The 16062-nt window shown below is 70.2% G+C and carries 12 protein-coding genes; 6 read left to right on the top strand and 6 right to left on the bottom strand.

Annotation, left to right across the window (positions count from 1 at the left end; genetic code table 11):
* Positions 1-57 precede the first annotated feature (57 nt).
* A complete protein-coding gene (locus BCM27_RS11475; protein ID WP_033203550.1) occupies positions 58-1311 on the bottom strand; it encodes an aminotransferase family protein in 1254 nt (417 codons plus the stop codon).
* A gap of 83 nt (positions 1312-1394) precedes the next feature.
* On the opposite strand from BCM27_RS11475, the gene hrpA reads away from it, so the two are divergent.
* Positions 1395-5384, top strand: coding sequence for an ATP-dependent RNA helicase HrpA (gene hrpA / locus BCM27_RS11470; protein ID WP_033203451.1), 3990 nt, complete (start codon positions 1395-1397; stop codon positions 5382-5384).
* On the opposite strand, the gene nrdR is transcribed toward hrpA, so the two are convergent.
* Positions 5358-5870 (bottom strand): transcriptional regulator NrdR, encoded by a 513-nt coding sequence (gene nrdR / locus BCM27_RS11465; protein WP_033203453.1) that lies wholly within the window; start codon positions 5868-5870, stop codon positions 5358-5360. The two genes, hrpA and nrdR, sit on opposite strands and share 27 nt — an antisense overlap.
* A gap of 99 nt (positions 5871-5969) precedes the next feature.
* Complete coding sequence (locus BCM27_RS11460) at positions 5970-6509, bottom strand: LysM peptidoglycan-binding domain-containing protein (RefSeq protein ID WP_004019394.1); 540 nt, start codon at positions 6507-6509, stop codon at positions 5970-5972.
* Between the two features lie 242 nt (positions 6510-6751).
* Between BCM27_RS11460 and lexA the strand changes: the two genes are divergently transcribed.
* Positions 6752-7456, top strand: a complete 705-nt coding sequence (gene lexA, locus BCM27_RS11455) for a transcriptional repressor LexA (RefSeq protein ID WP_004019393.1) — start codon at positions 6752-6754, stop codon at positions 7454-7456.
* On the opposite strand, the gene BCM27_RS11450 is transcribed toward lexA, so the two are convergent.
* Positions 7434-9143: a phosphoenolpyruvate--protein phosphotransferase gene (locus BCM27_RS11450; protein ID WP_004019392.1), complete on the bottom strand. Its 1710-nt coding sequence runs from the start codon at positions 9141-9143 to the stop codon at positions 7434-7436. The genes lexA and BCM27_RS11450 overlap by 23 nt on opposite strands.
* A gap of 149 nt (positions 9144-9292) precedes the next feature.
* On the opposite strand from BCM27_RS11450, the gene BCM27_RS11445 reads away from it, so the two are divergent.
* The 4 genes from BCM27_RS11445 (at position 9293) to BCM27_RS11430 (ending at position 13579) form a co-directional block, all read left to right on the top strand.
* Entirely contained in the window at positions 9293-10063 is a 771-nt protein-coding gene (locus tag BCM27_RS11445) for a DeoR/GlpR family DNA-binding transcription regulator (protein ID WP_004019391.1), read from the top strand.
* Positions 10060-11025, top strand: a complete 966-nt coding sequence (pfkB, locus tag BCM27_RS11440) for a 1-phosphofructokinase (RefSeq protein ID WP_004019390.1) — start codon at positions 10060-10062, stop codon at positions 11023-11025. Before BCM27_RS11445 ends, pfkB begins: the two co-directional genes overlap by 4 nt.
* A gap of 77 nt (positions 11026-11102) precedes the next feature.
* A complete protein-coding gene (locus BCM27_RS11435; RefSeq protein WP_004019389.1) occupies positions 11103-13208 on the top strand; it encodes a PTS fructose transporter subunit IIABC in 2106 nt (701 codons plus the stop codon).
* A 110-nt stretch (positions 13209-13318) separates the two neighbouring features.
* Positions 13319-13579 carry an HPr family phosphocarrier protein gene (locus tag BCM27_RS11430; RefSeq protein ID WP_004019388.1) on the top strand — a complete coding sequence of 87 codons (261 nt, stop codon included), beginning with the start codon at positions 13319-13321 and terminating at the stop codon, positions 13577-13579.
* A gap of 20 nt (positions 13580-13599) precedes the next feature.
* Here the strand turns inward: BCM27_RS11430 and hflX are convergent, their stop codons facing one another.
* Together hflX and dapF are read right to left on the bottom strand one after the other, a co-directional pair.
* Positions 13600-15072 (bottom strand): GTPase HflX, encoded by a 1473-nt coding sequence (hflX, locus tag BCM27_RS11425; RefSeq protein ID WP_004019387.1) that lies wholly within the window; start codon positions 15070-15072, stop codon positions 13600-13602.
* 52 nt (positions 15073-15124) lie between these two features.
* Positions 15125-16015, bottom strand: coding sequence for a diaminopimelate epimerase (gene dapF / locus BCM27_RS11420; RefSeq protein WP_204161411.1), 891 nt, complete (start codon positions 16013-16015; stop codon positions 15125-15127).
* Positions 16016-16062: the final 47 nt, after the last annotated feature.

The raw sequence follows: 16062 nt of genomic DNA, 5'->3' as shown, positions 1-16062 counted from the left end.
CGCCCTCCGCAAGCTCCAGGCGCTCCTCAGGGAGCAGAACGAACAGCTATCGCAGGGTCAGCTCAGGGCCGCGCGCATCCGGTCGGCGAGTTCGCCGACCTCGGCGGTCGTCATCACGAAGGCGGGCGAGATCTGCAGCGCCCCTTGACCCGCCGCGCGCGTGCTGACGCCGTGCTCGCGCAGCGCGCGAACCGCGGCCGGAGCGGTGGCGGCGTCGGCGAGCTGGACCGCGGTGACCGCACCCAGACCGGTCCGGACCTCGGCGACCGCATCGAGATCGGTGAGCGGTGACAGCGCCGCGGCGAGGTCACCCTCCAGACGCGTCGCCTCGGCGAGGAGGTTCTCGCGCCGGATGATGTCCAGGTTGGCCAGGGCGGCCGCCGCCGCACCCGCGTGCCCGCCGTAGGTGTAGCCATGCCGCCACCACACGCCACCGGCGAAGAAAGGCTCGGCGATCCAGGGGGCGATGAACACCGCGCCCATCGGGACATAGCCGGACGTGAGGCCCTTGGCGGTGGTGATCATGTCGGGTTCGAGGCCGAATCGTGCCGAGGCGAACCAGGATTCGCCGCCGATGCGACCGAAGCCGGTGACGACCTCGTCGACGACGAAGAGGATGTCGTGGTCGCGGCAGATGCTCCGCACCTCGGCGAGGTAACCCTCCGGCGGCAGGTAGATGCCGCCGGCACCGATGATCGGCTCGCAGAAGAACGCGGCGATGTTGTCGGCGCCCACCCGTTCGATCAGGCCGAGCAGGCTCTTGGCGTCGTCCCACTCGACGTTCTGGACGTCGTGCATGAGTTCGCCGTACCCGTCGTGGTTCAGCGGGATGCCGGCCAGCGAGGTGCCCGCGGCGTGCATGCCGTGGTAGGCCTTGGTGCGGCTGACGACGACCCGCTTGGACTCGCGTCCCTGCTCCACCCAATAACGGCGGGCGAGCTTGACGGCGGTGTCGATCGAGTCGCTGCCGCCGGAGGTGAAGAAGATCTTCGACCCGGGCACCGGCGCGATCGCGCCGAGTTCCTCGGCCAGTTGCAGGGTCGTGTCGCTCGCGATGTCACCGAAGTTCGAATAGTGCGCGATGGAGCCGAGCTGCCGGGCGACGGCGTCGGCGATCTCGGTACGACCATGGCCCACATTGGTGAACCAGAGACCCGCGGTCGCATCGAGATAGGACTTGCCGTCGCGATCGAAGATGCGCGCACCCTCGCCCCGGGTGACGACGAACGGACCGCTCGCGGTCACCGCACCCATGTCGGCGAAACCGTGCCACAGCGACCCCGGAATTCCGGTACTCGAACCATCAGCCATGGCCCCAATGATGCCGGTCCGCGCACCCTGCACGGCCACTGGGGTGAAGTCCCGCGCGCACCGACCCATATCCTGGAGGGATCATGCCGGACCCGTCTTCCTCAGCTTCCCCGTCGCCGGGAAGTGCCCCGTCTGCAGGCGCACCGGGTGTGTCGCGCCCGGACCTGCTCCGCGCACTCGACGACGTGGGCCTCGTCGACGCCGACCGGCTGCGGCGTCGCATCGACCGCCTCACGGCGCGTCCGGATGACGCGAAGTGGGAGCAACTCGTCACCGACGTCGACAAGGCACGTGCACGACTCGACCGGCGGCGCGCGAGCGTCCCGGTCCTGCGCTTCCCGGACGAACTCCCCGTCTCGGCGGCACGGGAGGAGATCGCCGAGGCGATCCGGGACCACCAGGTCGTGGTCATCGCGGGTGAGACCGGTTCGGGCAAGACCACGCAGCTCCCGAAGATCTGCCTCGAACTCGGCCGGGGCATCCGCGGGTCGATCGGGCACACCCAGCCCCGGCGGATCGCCGCGAGCTCGGTCGCCAAACGCATCGCCGACGAGACCGACACCGAGCTCGGCGACGCGGTCGGCTACTCGGTCCGGTTCACCGACCGGTCCGGCGCCGACACCCTCGTCCGGGTCATGACCGACGGCATCCTGCTGCGCGAGATCGCCACCGACCCGATGCTGCGCCGCTACGACACCCTCATCATCGACGAGGCGCACGAGCGCAGCCTCAACATCGATTTCATCCTCGGATACCTACGCCGGTTGCTGCCGCGACGACCCGATCTCAAGGTCATCATCACCTCCGCGACGATCGAACCGGCCCGGTTCGCACGGCATTTCAGCACGCCGACGACATCGGTCCCGGTCATCGAGGTGTCGGGTCGCACCTATCCGGTCGAGATCCGTTACCGGCCGCTGAGCCTGCAGGAGCGCCCCGACGACGGCGACGATGCCGGTGGTGGCGAGCATGCCGACCTCGACCAGATCCAGGGCATCGACGCCGCCGTCGACGAACTGTGGGCCGGTGGCCGCGGCGACATCCTGGTGTTCCTGCCGACCGAGCGCGACATCCGGGAGACCGCGGACGCGTTGCGCCGCCGCACCGGTGGTGGCAAAGGGCCCGGCGCCGAGATCGTGCCGCTCTACGCGCGGCTGTCGATCGCCGAACAGCAGAAGGTCTTCTCCCCGTCCGACGGACGCCGGATCGTGCTGGCGACCAACGTGGCCGAGACCTCGGTCACCGTGCCTGGCATCCGGTATGTCATCGACACCGGCACCGCCCGGATCAGCCGGTATTCCACCCGGACCAAGGTCAATCGCCTGCCCATCGAGCCGGTCTCCCAGGCCAGCGCCCGCCAGCGCGCAGGCCGATGCGGTCGCGTCGCGCCCGGTGTCTGCATCCGCCTCTACAGCGAGAACGACTTCGAATCCCGACCGGCGTTCACCGACCCCGAGATCCTGCGCACCAACCTGGCGGCCGTCATCCTCCAGATGACCTCCCTCAAACTCGGCGAGATCGCTGAGTTCCCGTTCGTCCAGCCGCCCGACGACCGCGCGATCCGCGACGGCATGGGCGTTCTCACCGAACTCGGCGCCATCACCGTCCCACGCGAGGGCGGCCCGCCTCGGCTCACCCCGACCGGCCGGTCGATGTCGCGGATTCCGGTCGATCCGCGGGTCGCCCGAATGCTCATCGCCGGACACGAGCTCGGCTGTCTCGACCACCTTCTCGTCATCGCCGCGGCGATGTCGCTCCCCGATCCGCGGGAACGGCCGGCCGAGCACCGGGAGGCCGCCGACGCCCAGCACCGGCGCTTCGTCGTCCCGCAGTCGGACTTCCTGTCCTACGTGGAGCTGTGGCGATACCTCGGCGAACAGCGCAAGGAATTGTCCGGCAGCCGCTTTCGGCGCATGTGCGAGCGGGAGTACCTGCACTTCCTTCGCATCCGGGAGTGGCAGGACCTCCATCGACAGCTGACCGAGATCGTCAAGGACCTCGACTGGTCGGTCGCGCCCACCGAGCTCGACGCCGACGCCGTCCACCGGGCCATCCTGTCGGGTCTGCTGAGCAACATCGCCGCCCGCAACACCGAGGGCCGCGAGTTCACCGGTGCGCGCAACACCACGCTGCTGATCTTCCCCGCCTCTCCGCTCGCCAAGAAGCCACCCGCCTTCATCATGGCGGCCGAAATCCTCGAGACGTCCCGACTCTTCGCCCACACCGTCGCCGGGATCGATCCGCTGTGGGCCGAGAAACTCGCCGGGGATCTCGTGAAGCGCACCCACAGCGAACCGCATTGGTCCGCCAGACGCGGGGCCGCCATGGCCTACGAACGCGTGACGCTCTACGGGGTCCCGCTCGTCGCCCGTCGGCGCGTCGACTACGGCCCCATCGACCCGGTGGTCTCGCGGGAGCTGTTCATCCGGCACGCTCTCGTCGAGGGCGACTGGCGGACGCAGCACGCCTTCTTCGACCGCAATCGCAAGCTTCTCGAGGCCGCCTCGGACGTCGAGAACCGCACGCGCACCCGGGGTCTGGTGATCACCGAGGACCAGCTCTTCGAGTTCTACGCCCAGCGGCTACCGGCCGACGTCACCTCCGCGCGACACTTCGACTCATGGTGGAAGAAGGCCCGCCGGGCCGAGCCGGATCTGCTGGATCTGCGTCCCGAGGACGTCACGGGAGGCACCGATGTCGCGCCGACGGACTACCCCGGCGCCTGGCAGCAGGGCGACACCCGACTCGAACTGCGTTACCGCTTCGAACCCGGCGCGCCCGACGACGGGGTCACGGTCGTGATCCCGCAGGCATTGCTCCCCCATGTGCGTCCGGCCGGATTCGACTGGTCGGTCCCCGGCATGCGCGCCGAACTCGCCACCGCACTGGTCAAGTCCCTGCCGAAACAACTCCGCAAGAGCATGTCCCCCGCGCAGCGATTCGCCGACCTCGCCCTCGGCCGACTCACCCCCCGCAAGGAGCCGCTGGCCGCCGGACTGGCGCGCGAGCTGTCGGCGATCACCGGGATGAGGGTCACCGCAGCCGATTTCGACGTCGAACGGGTGCCGGCTCACCTCCGGATGCACTTCGCGGTCGCCGACGATGCCGGACGGATCATCGCCCGCGCGGACTCGTTGTCCGAGCTCCAGCAGAAGGGTGTGCCCGCGGCGCCGCGAACGGTGTCACGCACGCTGTACCGGGCCTGGACCGCCGACGGGATCGGCACGCTCCCCGAACAGACGACGGTCGACGTCGCCGGGCAGCGGCTGACCCGCTACCCGACGATCGACGCGGTCGCCGATGACAAGGGCCGCCCGCGTGGCGTGATCGTCGTGGACGCGTCCTCCCCCGACGCCCGCGAGCGTCTCCGTCGTCGCGGGCTCGTCGCCCTGCTCGAACTGGCGATTCCCCCGTTGTCCAAACGCCTCGCCGGCTCACTCGATCCGGCCGAACGACTCGCCCTGAGCCTGAGTCCCTATGCGGACATCGAGGCACTGCTCGCCGACTGCACTCGACGGGCCATCCGGGACGCGGTCATCGGCGTCGGCGACGCCCAGCTGGCGGCAGTCCGCTCGCCACAGTCCTTTTCGGCCTTCCTCGAGCGGATCAGGCCGCGCGTCGCCGAGGCCGCCCCGGACTATTTCTCGCTCGCCGTCGCGGCGCTCGAACGGCTGGCGCCGGTCCGCGCGGCGATCGACCGGCACGCCGGATCGCTGGCTGCCGACGACGTCGCCGAGCAGATCGACCATCTCGTGTTCGACGGCTTCGTGGCAGCCACCGCACGGCGGCATCTGGAGAACCTGCCGCGGTACCTCGACGGTGCGCGGGCACGTCTCGAGGCGCTGCCCGCGTCCGCCGCGCGCGACAAGGCCGGCGTCGCGGTCGTCGATCGCGTCGTCGAGCGGTGGGCTCAACGGCTCGAACAGGTCCCTGAGCACCGACGGGCGATCGTCGACGACGAGGCGCAGTGGCTCGTCGAGGAACTACGGGTCGGGTTGTTCGCCGAGCGTCTCGGTACCGCGTTCCCCGTGTCGGAGAAGCGCGTCCTACGAGCTCTGGACCGACTCGGCTGAGACGGGATCGGTGGTGGCGGTCTCGACACGCCCGCCACCGGACGCCGACGACTTCAGATCGTCGATCTCCCGCTGGAAGTCCTCCACCGAGTCGAACGACCGGTACACCGACGCGAACCGCAGGTACGCCACCTCGTCGAGATCACGCAGCGGCCCCAGGATCGCGAGACCGACTTCGTTGCTGGGGATCTCGGCCGATCCGCTCGCGCGCACCGTGTCCTCGACCTGCTGGGCGAGTTGCGCGAGTGCGTCCTCGGCGACGTGCCGCCCCTGACAGGCACGACGCACACCGCGCATGACCTTCTCGCGACTGAACGGCTCGGTGACACCGTTGCGTTTGACCACGGCGAGCACGGCGCTCTCCACCGTGGAGAATCGGCGTCCGCACTCCACACACGAGCGACGCCGTCGGATGGCCTGCCCTTCATCTGCGACACGCGAGTCGATGACCTTGGTGTCGTCGTTCTTGCAGAAGGGGCAGCGCATCGTGTCCTCACGCAGGTCGCGGGACGCTGGAACGCACCGAAACCGTGCGCCCCGCCGCTTCTCGGCCGGCCCCTGTGACATCGAGGATACCGCCCGGCCTCAGCGGTACCGGGGGGTGAGCAGGGGCTGACCCACCTGCAGCGCACTCGACGGCAGATCGTTCATCGCGACGATCTCGTCGATCACGATGTCGCGGGGCATCTCGGGCGCCACCCGGCCGGCGATCGTGCTGAGGGAATCCCCGGCGCGCACGTGGACGACCTCTGCGCTCACCGCGGCGGGCGTCATCGAGTCCGAATAGTTCTGACCGACGACACCGAACACCCACACGACGAACGCAAGGCCGACGCCGGCGAGGACCGCGACGGCGGTGCGGCGACGGCGACGGAACACCGCTGCATCCGGACCGACCGGCCCGCGGCCCCTGGCACCCACCGCCGAGCCACAGTGCGTGCCGCCGGCACGTGGCGTCAGTGGCGACCCGCCCACCGGACGGTTGCCTGCCGGCCGGTTGTCGACGGGCCGAGAACCGTCGGACAGCGGGGTCCGGGTCCGAATGCGGTCGGCGCGGTCGGTGCGCGCCCGGACGGTGTCGGGACGCTCGGTACGGACGGGAGCGACGAGAGTGGCGGTGCGCATGGTGCCCTCCGGGTGTTCGGTGCGGGATCGTCGGGTGTTCGGGTGTCTGGCATTCGGTGTTCGAACCTCGATCAGATGTTCGATGCACTGATGTTCGAATTTGTAGCACGGCGCACCGACAAAGTCTCGCGACACATCGAACAAATGTTTGAGGTGGAGGTCGCACTCCGCTAGGCTCGGACGCGGCTGAACATCCCCACGGGCCATCTACCAGCACGTTCCGAAGACGAGAGGAACCGAACATGAGTGACACCGGCGATAGGCGCGGCCGAGCGCGGGGAGCCGACGACGAGGCCCCCATCGACGTCGCCGCCGCCGAGGCCTCACTCACCCCGCGCCAGCTCGGGGTCCTGGAAGTGATCCGCCGCTCGGTACGCGAGCGCGGTTACCCGCCGAGCATCCGCGAGATCGGCGACGAGGTCGGCCTGGCCTCGACATCGTCGGTCGCCCACCAGCTGCGGACCCTCGAGCGCAAGGGTCTGCTCAAGCGGGACGCGAACCGGCCGCGTGCGGTCAACATCGCGCCGAGCGAATCGCCGTCGCCGGAGACCCCGTCGGCCGGCCGGCTGCCCGAGCCGACCTTCGTGCCGGTCCTCGGCCGGATCGCGGCCGGTGGCCCGATCCTGGCCGAGGAGGCGGTCGAGGACGTGTTCCCGCTTCCTCGCGAGCTGGTCGGCGAGGGCTCGCTCTTCTTGCTGCGCGTCGTGGGCGAGTCGATGATCGACGCCGCCATCTGCGACGGCGACTGGGTCGTCGTGCGGCAGCAGAACGTCGCCGACAACGGCGACATCGTCGCAGCGATGATAGACGGCGAGGCCACCGTGAAGACCTTCAAGCGTCAGGGCGCCAATGTGTGGCTGATGCCGCACAACGAGCTGTTCGATCCCATCCCGGGCAACGACGCCGTGATCCTCGGCAAGGTCGTCACCGTGATGCGGCGAGTCTGACCTCTCCCCCGACCGAACGGTCGAGCACCGCCGCGGCAGCTTCCCGCGCCGCGGCGGGGTCGGACGTGGCCAGCGCGGCGTCGGCGGCGGTGCGGCAGTCCTGTGCGGTCACCTCGCCGAGCCGAGCCCCCACCGCGGCGGCCGCGGCCGGCGCGCTGGACAGCGAGGTCACCCCGAGACCGACGAGCACGCAGGCAAGATTCGGATCGGCAGCCGCCTCACCGCACACCCCGACCGGCTTGCCCTGGCGGACACCCGCTGCGGCGACACCCGCGATCAGGCTGAGCACCGCGGGCTGCCACGGATCGGTCAATCCGGCGAGATCGGCCGACATCCGATCGGCCGCCATCGTGTACTGCGTCAGATCGTTGGTGCCGATCGACACGAAGTCCACCTCGGCGAGCACGGCCTCGGCCAGGATGGCGGCCGCGGGCACCTCGATCATGACCCCGGCGACCAGGCCCCGGCCGCGGACCTCCGCGGCGAAGGCGCGCGCCTCGGACGGCGAGGCGATCATCGGCGCCATGACCCACGGCGCGACGTCGGAACCCGACGCGGCGTGCGCGATCGCGTCGAGCTGGTGGGCTCGGATCTCGGGATGCGCCAGGGCGATTCGATCCCCACGGACACCGAGCGCGGGATTGGATTCGTCTGGGTGGGTCACGAACCTCAAGGGCTTGTCCGAGCCGGCGTCGAGGGTACGGATCACCACCTTCTGCCCGCCGAACGCGTCGAGGACCTCCCGGTAGATCGCGGCCTGTTCGTCCACCGACGGTTCGTCGGCACGTTCGAGGAAGGCGAGTTCGGTGCGGAAGAGTCCGACGCCCTCGACCGGGTGCCCGGCGGCGGCCCGCGCCGACGATCCGTCGGCGACATTGGCGAGCACCGAGACGGCGATGCCGTCGGCGGTCCGCCCCGGACCCGTCCACCCGGCGACGAGCTCGGCGTGCCGACGATCCTCCTCGACTCGCGCCCGCGCCGTCTCCGCGTCAGGCTCCACCTCCACCCGGCCGGTCGTCCCATCGACGAGAATGGTTGTACCGGCAGTGATCTCGGCGAGATCGGCCACGGCCACCACACACGGAATCCCCAGTTGCCGGGCGATGATCGCGGTGTGGCTGGTCGGCCCACCCAGCCGGGTGACGAGCGCGATCGTGGTCGTCGGGTCGAGACCGGCGGTGTCGGCGGGCGCGAGGTCGTCGGCGAGCAGCACCGAGGGCACCTGCGGTGTCGGCAGGCCCGGCTCGGGTAGACCGAGCAGTTCGGCGAGCACGCGGTCGCGGACATCGTTCAGATCGGTGACCCGCTCGGCCATCAGCCCGCCGAGTTTGGTGAACACCGCCGCGAACTGATCGGTCGCGGCGACGGCAGCGGCCTCGGCCGTGGCGCCCTTGGTGATGAGCGCGCTCGCGGCCCCGATCCACCCCCGGTCCTCGGCGAGTCCCGCGGTCGCCGCGAGCACCTCCGCGGTCACCCCGGTGTTCTGGGAGGCGCGCGTACGCAGTCGCGAGGCGACGGCGCCTGCCGCCGTGGCGAAGCGTGTTACCTCGTCGGCACGACGCTCCTCGGCGATCTCCACGCCGACGCCGAGCTTCTCCGGCGTGTGATCGGGTCGCTCGCCCGGCCACAGCGCGGGACCGTGGGCCAGTCCGCCGACCACCGGGGTCCCTGTCAGGATCTGCGCCATCGTCTTGCCTCTCACTCGACTACCGATGTGACCACCGTTACAAAATGTGCTTGACTTGTCAACACAAACAGGCGTAAACACAATTACTACAACATGCAATCCCACACGCCTCAACAAGCGGGGTGGTCGGAACCGGAGATCGGAGCGGTGTGTACGCCGAGGAGAGACAACAGGCGATCGTCGACGAGGTGCGCGTCGCGGGGCGGGCGTCGGTGGCTGCGCTCGCCGAGAAGTTCGACGTCACGAGCGAGACCGTCCGTCGAGACCTCGCCGTCCTGGAGCGTGCCGGACATCTGCAGCGAGTCCACGGCGGTGCCGTGCGCGCCGAGGTCATGCGCGCCCTGGGTGAGCTCGGCATCGACGAGCGCGAGTCGAGCCAGATCGAACAGAAGACGGCGATCGGCCGAGCGGCGATCCGTTTCCTGCCGCCGGACGGCGGTTCCGTGCTCTTCGACGCCGGCACCACGACCTACCGCGCCGCCGAGGCGACCGCGCCCGATCGGAGGCTCACCCTGTTCACCAACAGCCTGCCCATCGCCGGCCTGCTGGCCGGCACCCACCCCGCCGGGCTCCATGCGCTCGGCGGACGCGTCCGTGGTCTCACCCAGGCCACGGTGGGCGTCGAGACGGTGGACGCGCTCCGCCGCCTGCGGGTCACCACCGCGTTCCTCGGCACCAACGGTCTGAGCGAGTCCCATGGGCTGTCGACTCCCGATCCCGACGAGGCGGCGGTGAAAGCGGCGATGGTCGCGGCCGCGCAACGCGTCGTGGTCCTCGCCGACAGCTCGAAGATGGATCGCGAAGACCTCTCCTCCTTCGCCGGGATCGACGACGTCGACGTCCTCATCACCGACTCCGGGATAGACCCGGCCTTCTCGGCGGCACTGTCCGCGCGCGGCGTCGAGGTCGTGATCGCATGATCGTCACCGTCACCGCGAACCCCAGCCTCGATCGCACCCTCGAGCTCGGCGCACCGCTGGCACGCGGCGAGGTGCAGCGCGCTGGCACGGTCCGCACCGAACCCGGCGGCAAGGGCGTCAACGTGGCCCGCGTCGTCGCGGCCGCCGGCCTGTCCACCCGAGCCCTGCTCCCCGCGCGGACGGGCGACCCGCTGTGTACCGCACTCGACGAACTCGGACTCCCCTACGACGCGGTGCCTGTCGACGGCGAGGTCCGCTCCAACATCACGATCGCCGAGTCGGACGGCACGACCACCAAGATCAACGCTCCGGGTGTCGCGCTGACCGCGCGGGATCGCGATGCGCTCGTCGAACTCATCCGGGCGCACGCCGACTCCGCCCAGTGGGTCACCCTCTGCGGCTCCCTCCCGCCCGGCGTAACCGACAACTGGTACCGCGCGATCGCCGACGACCTGGTCCTGGCCGGGTGCCGCGTCGCGGTGGACACCTCCGGCGCCCCGCTCCGGGCGACCGTGGCCGGTCGCGTCGACCTGATCAAACCCAACGAGGACGAACTCGCCGAACTGACCGGCGCCGACCCGGCCACGCTGCGGGAAGCCCTGTCGCGCAACGACCTCGAACCCGTGGTCGAGGCCGCGACCGCGATCGCGGAACAGATCGGCGGCAACGTCCTGGCCACACTCGGAGCAGCCGGCGCCGTCCTGGTCACCGCATCGGGCGTCTGGTCGGCGACACCCCCGCCGATCGTGCCGCGCAGCACCGTCGGCGCCGGCGACTCCTCGCTCGCCGGCTTCCTCATCGCCCAGAGCACAGGGGCCTCGCCCGCGGACTGCCTCCGGTCGGCGGTGGCCTACGGCGCCGCGGCCGCCTCACTCGCGGGCACCCAGGCCCCGACTCCCGACCATCTCGACCTCCCCGGCGTCCGGGTGACCGAACTGTCGGGAGCCGCCCGCATGAGCTGACGCCACCTTCACGGACCCGCACCGCACATCCAGTACCACCCGTTGACCCCGTACCCCCTGTCACCAAAGGACATCCCATGACCGAGCAGATCATCACCGCCCAGACGGTGAGTCTCGACGTCGACGCCGGCGGCGATCCCGCCGCCGTCATCACCACGCTGGCCGACGCGCTCGCCGCGGCCGGCCGGACCACCGATCCCGCCGATCTCGCGCGGGCCGCGCTGGACCGGGAGGCCAAGTCCGCCACCGGGCTTCCCGGCGGCATCGCCATCCCGCACGCCCGGACCGCGTCGGTGACCACGGCCAGTCTCGCCATGGCGCGGCTGTCCCGGAAGGTCGACTTCGGCGCGCCGGACGGGCCGGCCGACCTGGTCTTCCTCATCGCCGCCCCCGAGGGGGGCGCCAGCGCGCACATGAAACTCCTCAGCTCCCTGGCCCGCTCACTCGTCCGGCCCGACTTCGTCGCCTCGCTCCGCGCGGCGGAGAACGAGGAGCGAGTGATCGAACTGGTCGACGAGGCCATCAACCCCGCACCCCCCGCCCCCGCCGACCCCGCGGCCGCAGCGCCCGCAGCTGCAGCGGTGTCGACCGCGAAGTCCGAGAACGCATCGGCCCAGAAGGACCCGGCCCCGACCGATCCGGCCCAGACCGCGGACACGAAGCCGCGCATCGTGGCGATCACCGCGTGCCCCACCGGGATCGCCCACACCTACATGGCCGCCGATGCGCTCAAGTACGCGGCCGAGCGGGCCGGTGTCGAGTTCGCGGTGGAGACCCAGGGGTCCTCGGCCACCACCGCTTTCGACCCGGAGGTGATCGCCTCGGCCGATGCCGTCATCTTCGCCACCGACGTCGGGGTGAAGGGTCGCAACCGGTTCAGCGGCAAACCCGTCATCGCATCCGGGGTGAAACGGGCGATCAACGAACCCGACGCGATGATCGCCGAGGCGGTGGCCGCGGGGCGCAACCCGAACGCGGCGCGCGTCACCGGCGATGGGGCCGATGCCGAGTCCGCCGACACCGCAACGTCGGGCGTGGGCCTCGCGGGCCGCACGCGCCAGGCCCTCATGACCGGTGTCAGCTACATGATCCCGTTCGTCGCCGCCGGCGGACTGCTCATCGCACTCGGCTTCCTCCTCGCCGGCTACGAGGTCGCCAACACGACCCTCGACGACGGCGGCACCCTCAGCGACGGCGCCTTCATCGCCCTGAACAACAGTCTGTGGGACCTGCCGTCCGGCGGACTCCTGCAGTACCTGGGTGCGGTGAGCTTCGCGATCGGCTCGGGGGTGATGGGACTCGCGGTCCCGGTGCTCGCCGGCTACATCTCGTTCGCGATCGCCGACCGACCCGGTATCGCACCCGGTTTCGTGGCCGGCATCGTCTCGCTCGCGGTGGGCGCCAGCTTCATCGGCGCGTTGATCGGCGGCCTCATCGCCGGTGTGGTGTGCCTGTGGATCGCGCGGACCCCGGTGCCCCAGTGGGCGCGCGGCCTCATGCCGGTCGTGGTCATCCCGTTGTTCGGCAGCATGATCGTCGGCGGGTTGCTCTACATGGTGCTCGGCAAGCCGCTCGCCTGGCTGACCGAGCAGATGAACAGCGGCCTGGAGAGCATGTCCGGCGGATCGGCCATCGCCCTCGGGATCGTGCTCGGTCTGATGATGTGCTTCGACCTCGGCGGGCCGGTCAACAAGACCGCCTACCTGTTCGCCACCGCCGGGATCGCCGACGCCGCGACCGCAGGCACCGCGCAGTACCAGATCATGGCGGCCGTGATGTGCGCCGGCATGGTCCCGCCGCTCGCGCTCGCACTCGCCACCGTCCTGCGCCCCGGCCTGTTCACTGAGCCGGAGCGCGAGAACGGCAAGGCCGCATGGCTTCTCGGCGCGTCGTTCATCTCCGAGGGCGCCATCCCGTTCGCGGCGGTCGATCCCTTCCGCGTCATCCCCTCGATGATGGCCGGCGGCGCGCTCAGCGGCGCACTGATCATGGCGTTCGGCGTCGAACTCCGTGCTCCGCACGGCGGCATCTTCGTCTTCTTCGCGATGAACAACTGGGTACTCTTCCTCGTCGCACTCGTCGCCGGTACCGTTTTGTCCGCCGTCCTGGTGATCGCGGCCAAGCAGGTCCATCGCAGTCGCGACGCCGTCGCGTTCGACGAACTCGAGGCGGTCGCCGCCTGACGCCTCGACGACGCGACCACCCGAACACCCGACATCCGGGTCAGACCCCGGCACCGAATCGCACGACGACCGACCACACCCGACACCCCAACCCACTCGAAGGAGTTCCCATGCCCAGCACCACCGCCACCGTCGGCTCCGCCGTCGGACTGCACGCCCGACCCGCCACGATCATCGCCGAGGCGGTCGCCGAGACCGGCAGCCCCGTGACGCTGGGTCTCGAGGGCGGCGATCCGGTCGATGCGGGATCGGCGCTGATGATCATGACGCTGGGGGCCGAGAAGGGGACCCGGGTGGTGGTCACGGCCGACGACCAGGCCGCGCTCGACACCATCGTCGATCTCGTCGAGAAGGATCTCGACGCGGATTAGTCCGTACGCAGCGAACCCGCTCAGATCCGGAGGTCCGCGATCTCGCCCGCGAACGCGGCCGGGACGCGGACCTTCATCGTCGTGCCGGCCTCGGTGTGCTCCGAGGAGATGACCTCGCCCTCGCTGTGAACCCGAGAGACGACGTCGCCCCGGTCGAACGGCACCTCGATGGTCATCTCCACGTCCTCGCGACCGACGAACTCGCGAACACGCCCGAACAATTCGGGCAGTCCCTCTCCGGTCCGGGCGGAGATGAAGACCGCATCCGCACCGAGCGCACCGCGCAACTCGGTGAGGCGGTTGCCGTCGATGGCGTCGATCTTGTTGATCACCAGCAGCTCTGGCGGCGCGGTGACGCCCTCCTCGGCGACGATGTCGTTGATGACCTGACGGACGGCCGAGATCTGTTCCATCGGAAAGGCATCCGCGCCGTCGACGACATGGAGCAACAGGTCGGCGTCGACGACCTCCTCGAGCGTGGACCGGAATGCCTCGACGAGCTGGGTCGGCAGATGGCGGACGAACCCGACGGTGTCGGTGAACACGACCGCGCGCCCGTCATCGAGCGTGGCACGCCTGGTGGTGGGATCGAGGGTCGCGAACAAGGCGTCCTGCACGAGCACCCCGGCACCGGTCATCGCGTTGACCAGACTGGACTTGCCGGCGTTGGTGTACCCGGCGACGGTTATCGTCGGGATCGAACCACTCTTGCGCGCAGCGCGTTTCGTCGTCCGCGCCTTCTTCATGCCGCGGATCTCGCGGCGCAGCTTGGCCATTCGCTCCCGGATCCGGCGACGGTCGGTCTCGATCTTGGTCTCACCCGGACCGCGAAGACCCACGCCGCCGTTGCTGCCCGCCCGGCCACCGGCCTGCCGGGACATCGATTCACCCCAACCGCGGAGCCGCGGGAGCATGTACTCCATCTGCGCGAGGGAGACCTGTGCCTTGCCCTCCCGCGAGGTCGCGTGCTGGGCGAAGATGTCGAGGATCAGGGCGGTGCGGTCGATGACCTTCACCTTCACCACCTTCTCCAGCGCGTTCAGCTGGGCGGGGGTGAGTTCACCGTCGCAGACGACGGTGTCGGCGCCGGTCGCGAGGACGATCTCGCGGAGTTCCTCGGCCTTGCCGCTGCCGATGTAGGTGGCGGGATCCGGTTTGGAGCGACGCTGGATCACCGCGTCGAGGATCTGGGATCCGGCCGTCTCGGCGAGCGCGGCCAGCTCGGTCATGTTGGCCTTGGCGGCAGCCGCGCTGCCCTCGGTCCACACGCCGACCAGGACCACGCGTTCCAGTCGGAGCTGCCGGTACTCGACCTCGGTGACGTCGGTGAGTTCGGTGGAGAGTCCTGCGACGCGTTGCAGAGATGCACGCTCGGAGAGCTGGAGTTCGCCGGTGGTGGGGTCCACGCCGTTCGGGTCCCCACTGGTGGGACCTGCGGTGTCCTGGACACCGAGATCGGCTGCGGACATGATGTCTTCTCGTGATTCGGTCATACGAGATCCATGGTCTCACGTCCGCCAGGATGCGAGCACGCGAATATCGAGCTCAGCGCTGCCAGCCGGGCCGGAGCACCCCGTCGGCGACGAGCATCGACGGCCCGCGCAGGGTCGATCCGTCGGGACGGATCGTCACCGTGACCTCTCCGCCCGGGATACCGATACGCAGCTCCCCCGCGTCCGTTCCGCGGGCGTCCAGCGCGGCGCGCGCGGCCGCGACCAGGCCGGTCCCACAGCTGCGCGTCTCCCCGACACCCCGCTCGAAGACCCGCATCCGCGCGGTCAGCCCGCCGTCGGGTCCGTCGACAGGAGGCGTGAGGAGCTCGACGTTGGCGCCGTGCGGGAAGTCGTCGGCCTCGATCGTCACGCCGGCCCCGAAGTCGATGGCGACGAGATCGTCGGCGGTCATGTCCGCGACGACGCACGCCAGGTGGGGGTTGCCCACGTCGACCATCGCGCCCGGGTAGATGTCGTCGCCGATGCGGACCACCGACGATCCGTCCAGCCGTGCCACGCCCATCTCCACGGTGACCTCGGCGTGTACCGCGTCGAAGGAGTGGATGGTGACGCCTCGCGCGCCCGCCCGGGAACCGACGGGGAACGTGTCCGTGTCGACGAGGCCCGACGCGCGTACGAAGTGCGCGAACACCCGGACGCCGTTGCCGCACATCTCGGCGACCGAGCCGTCGCCGTTGCGGTAGTCCATGAACCAGTCGTCGGCGGACACCCCGTCGGGCAGCGCGTCCAGGACACCACCGGACACCAGTGCCCCCGCCCGCGCGACGCGCAACAGCCCGTCGGCACCGATCCCCCGCTGGCGATCGCAGAGCGCCGCGACCATCTCGGCGTCGAGGGACAGCTCGGCCCTCGGGTCGGCGAGGACCACGAAGTCGTTCTGGGTCCCGTGCCCCTTGACGAAAGGCAGGCCGCCGAATTGCACACCCGATGGGGCCAGGCCGTCGTTCGCACTGCTCTGCGGGGCGGAAG

Source organism: Gordonia terrae (assembly GCF_001698225.1).
Classification (GTDB): Bacteria; Actinomycetota; Actinomycetes; order Mycobacteriales; family Mycobacteriaceae; genus Gordonia; species Gordonia terrae.
This window is presented reverse-complemented; position numbering and strand designations above follow the sequence as displayed.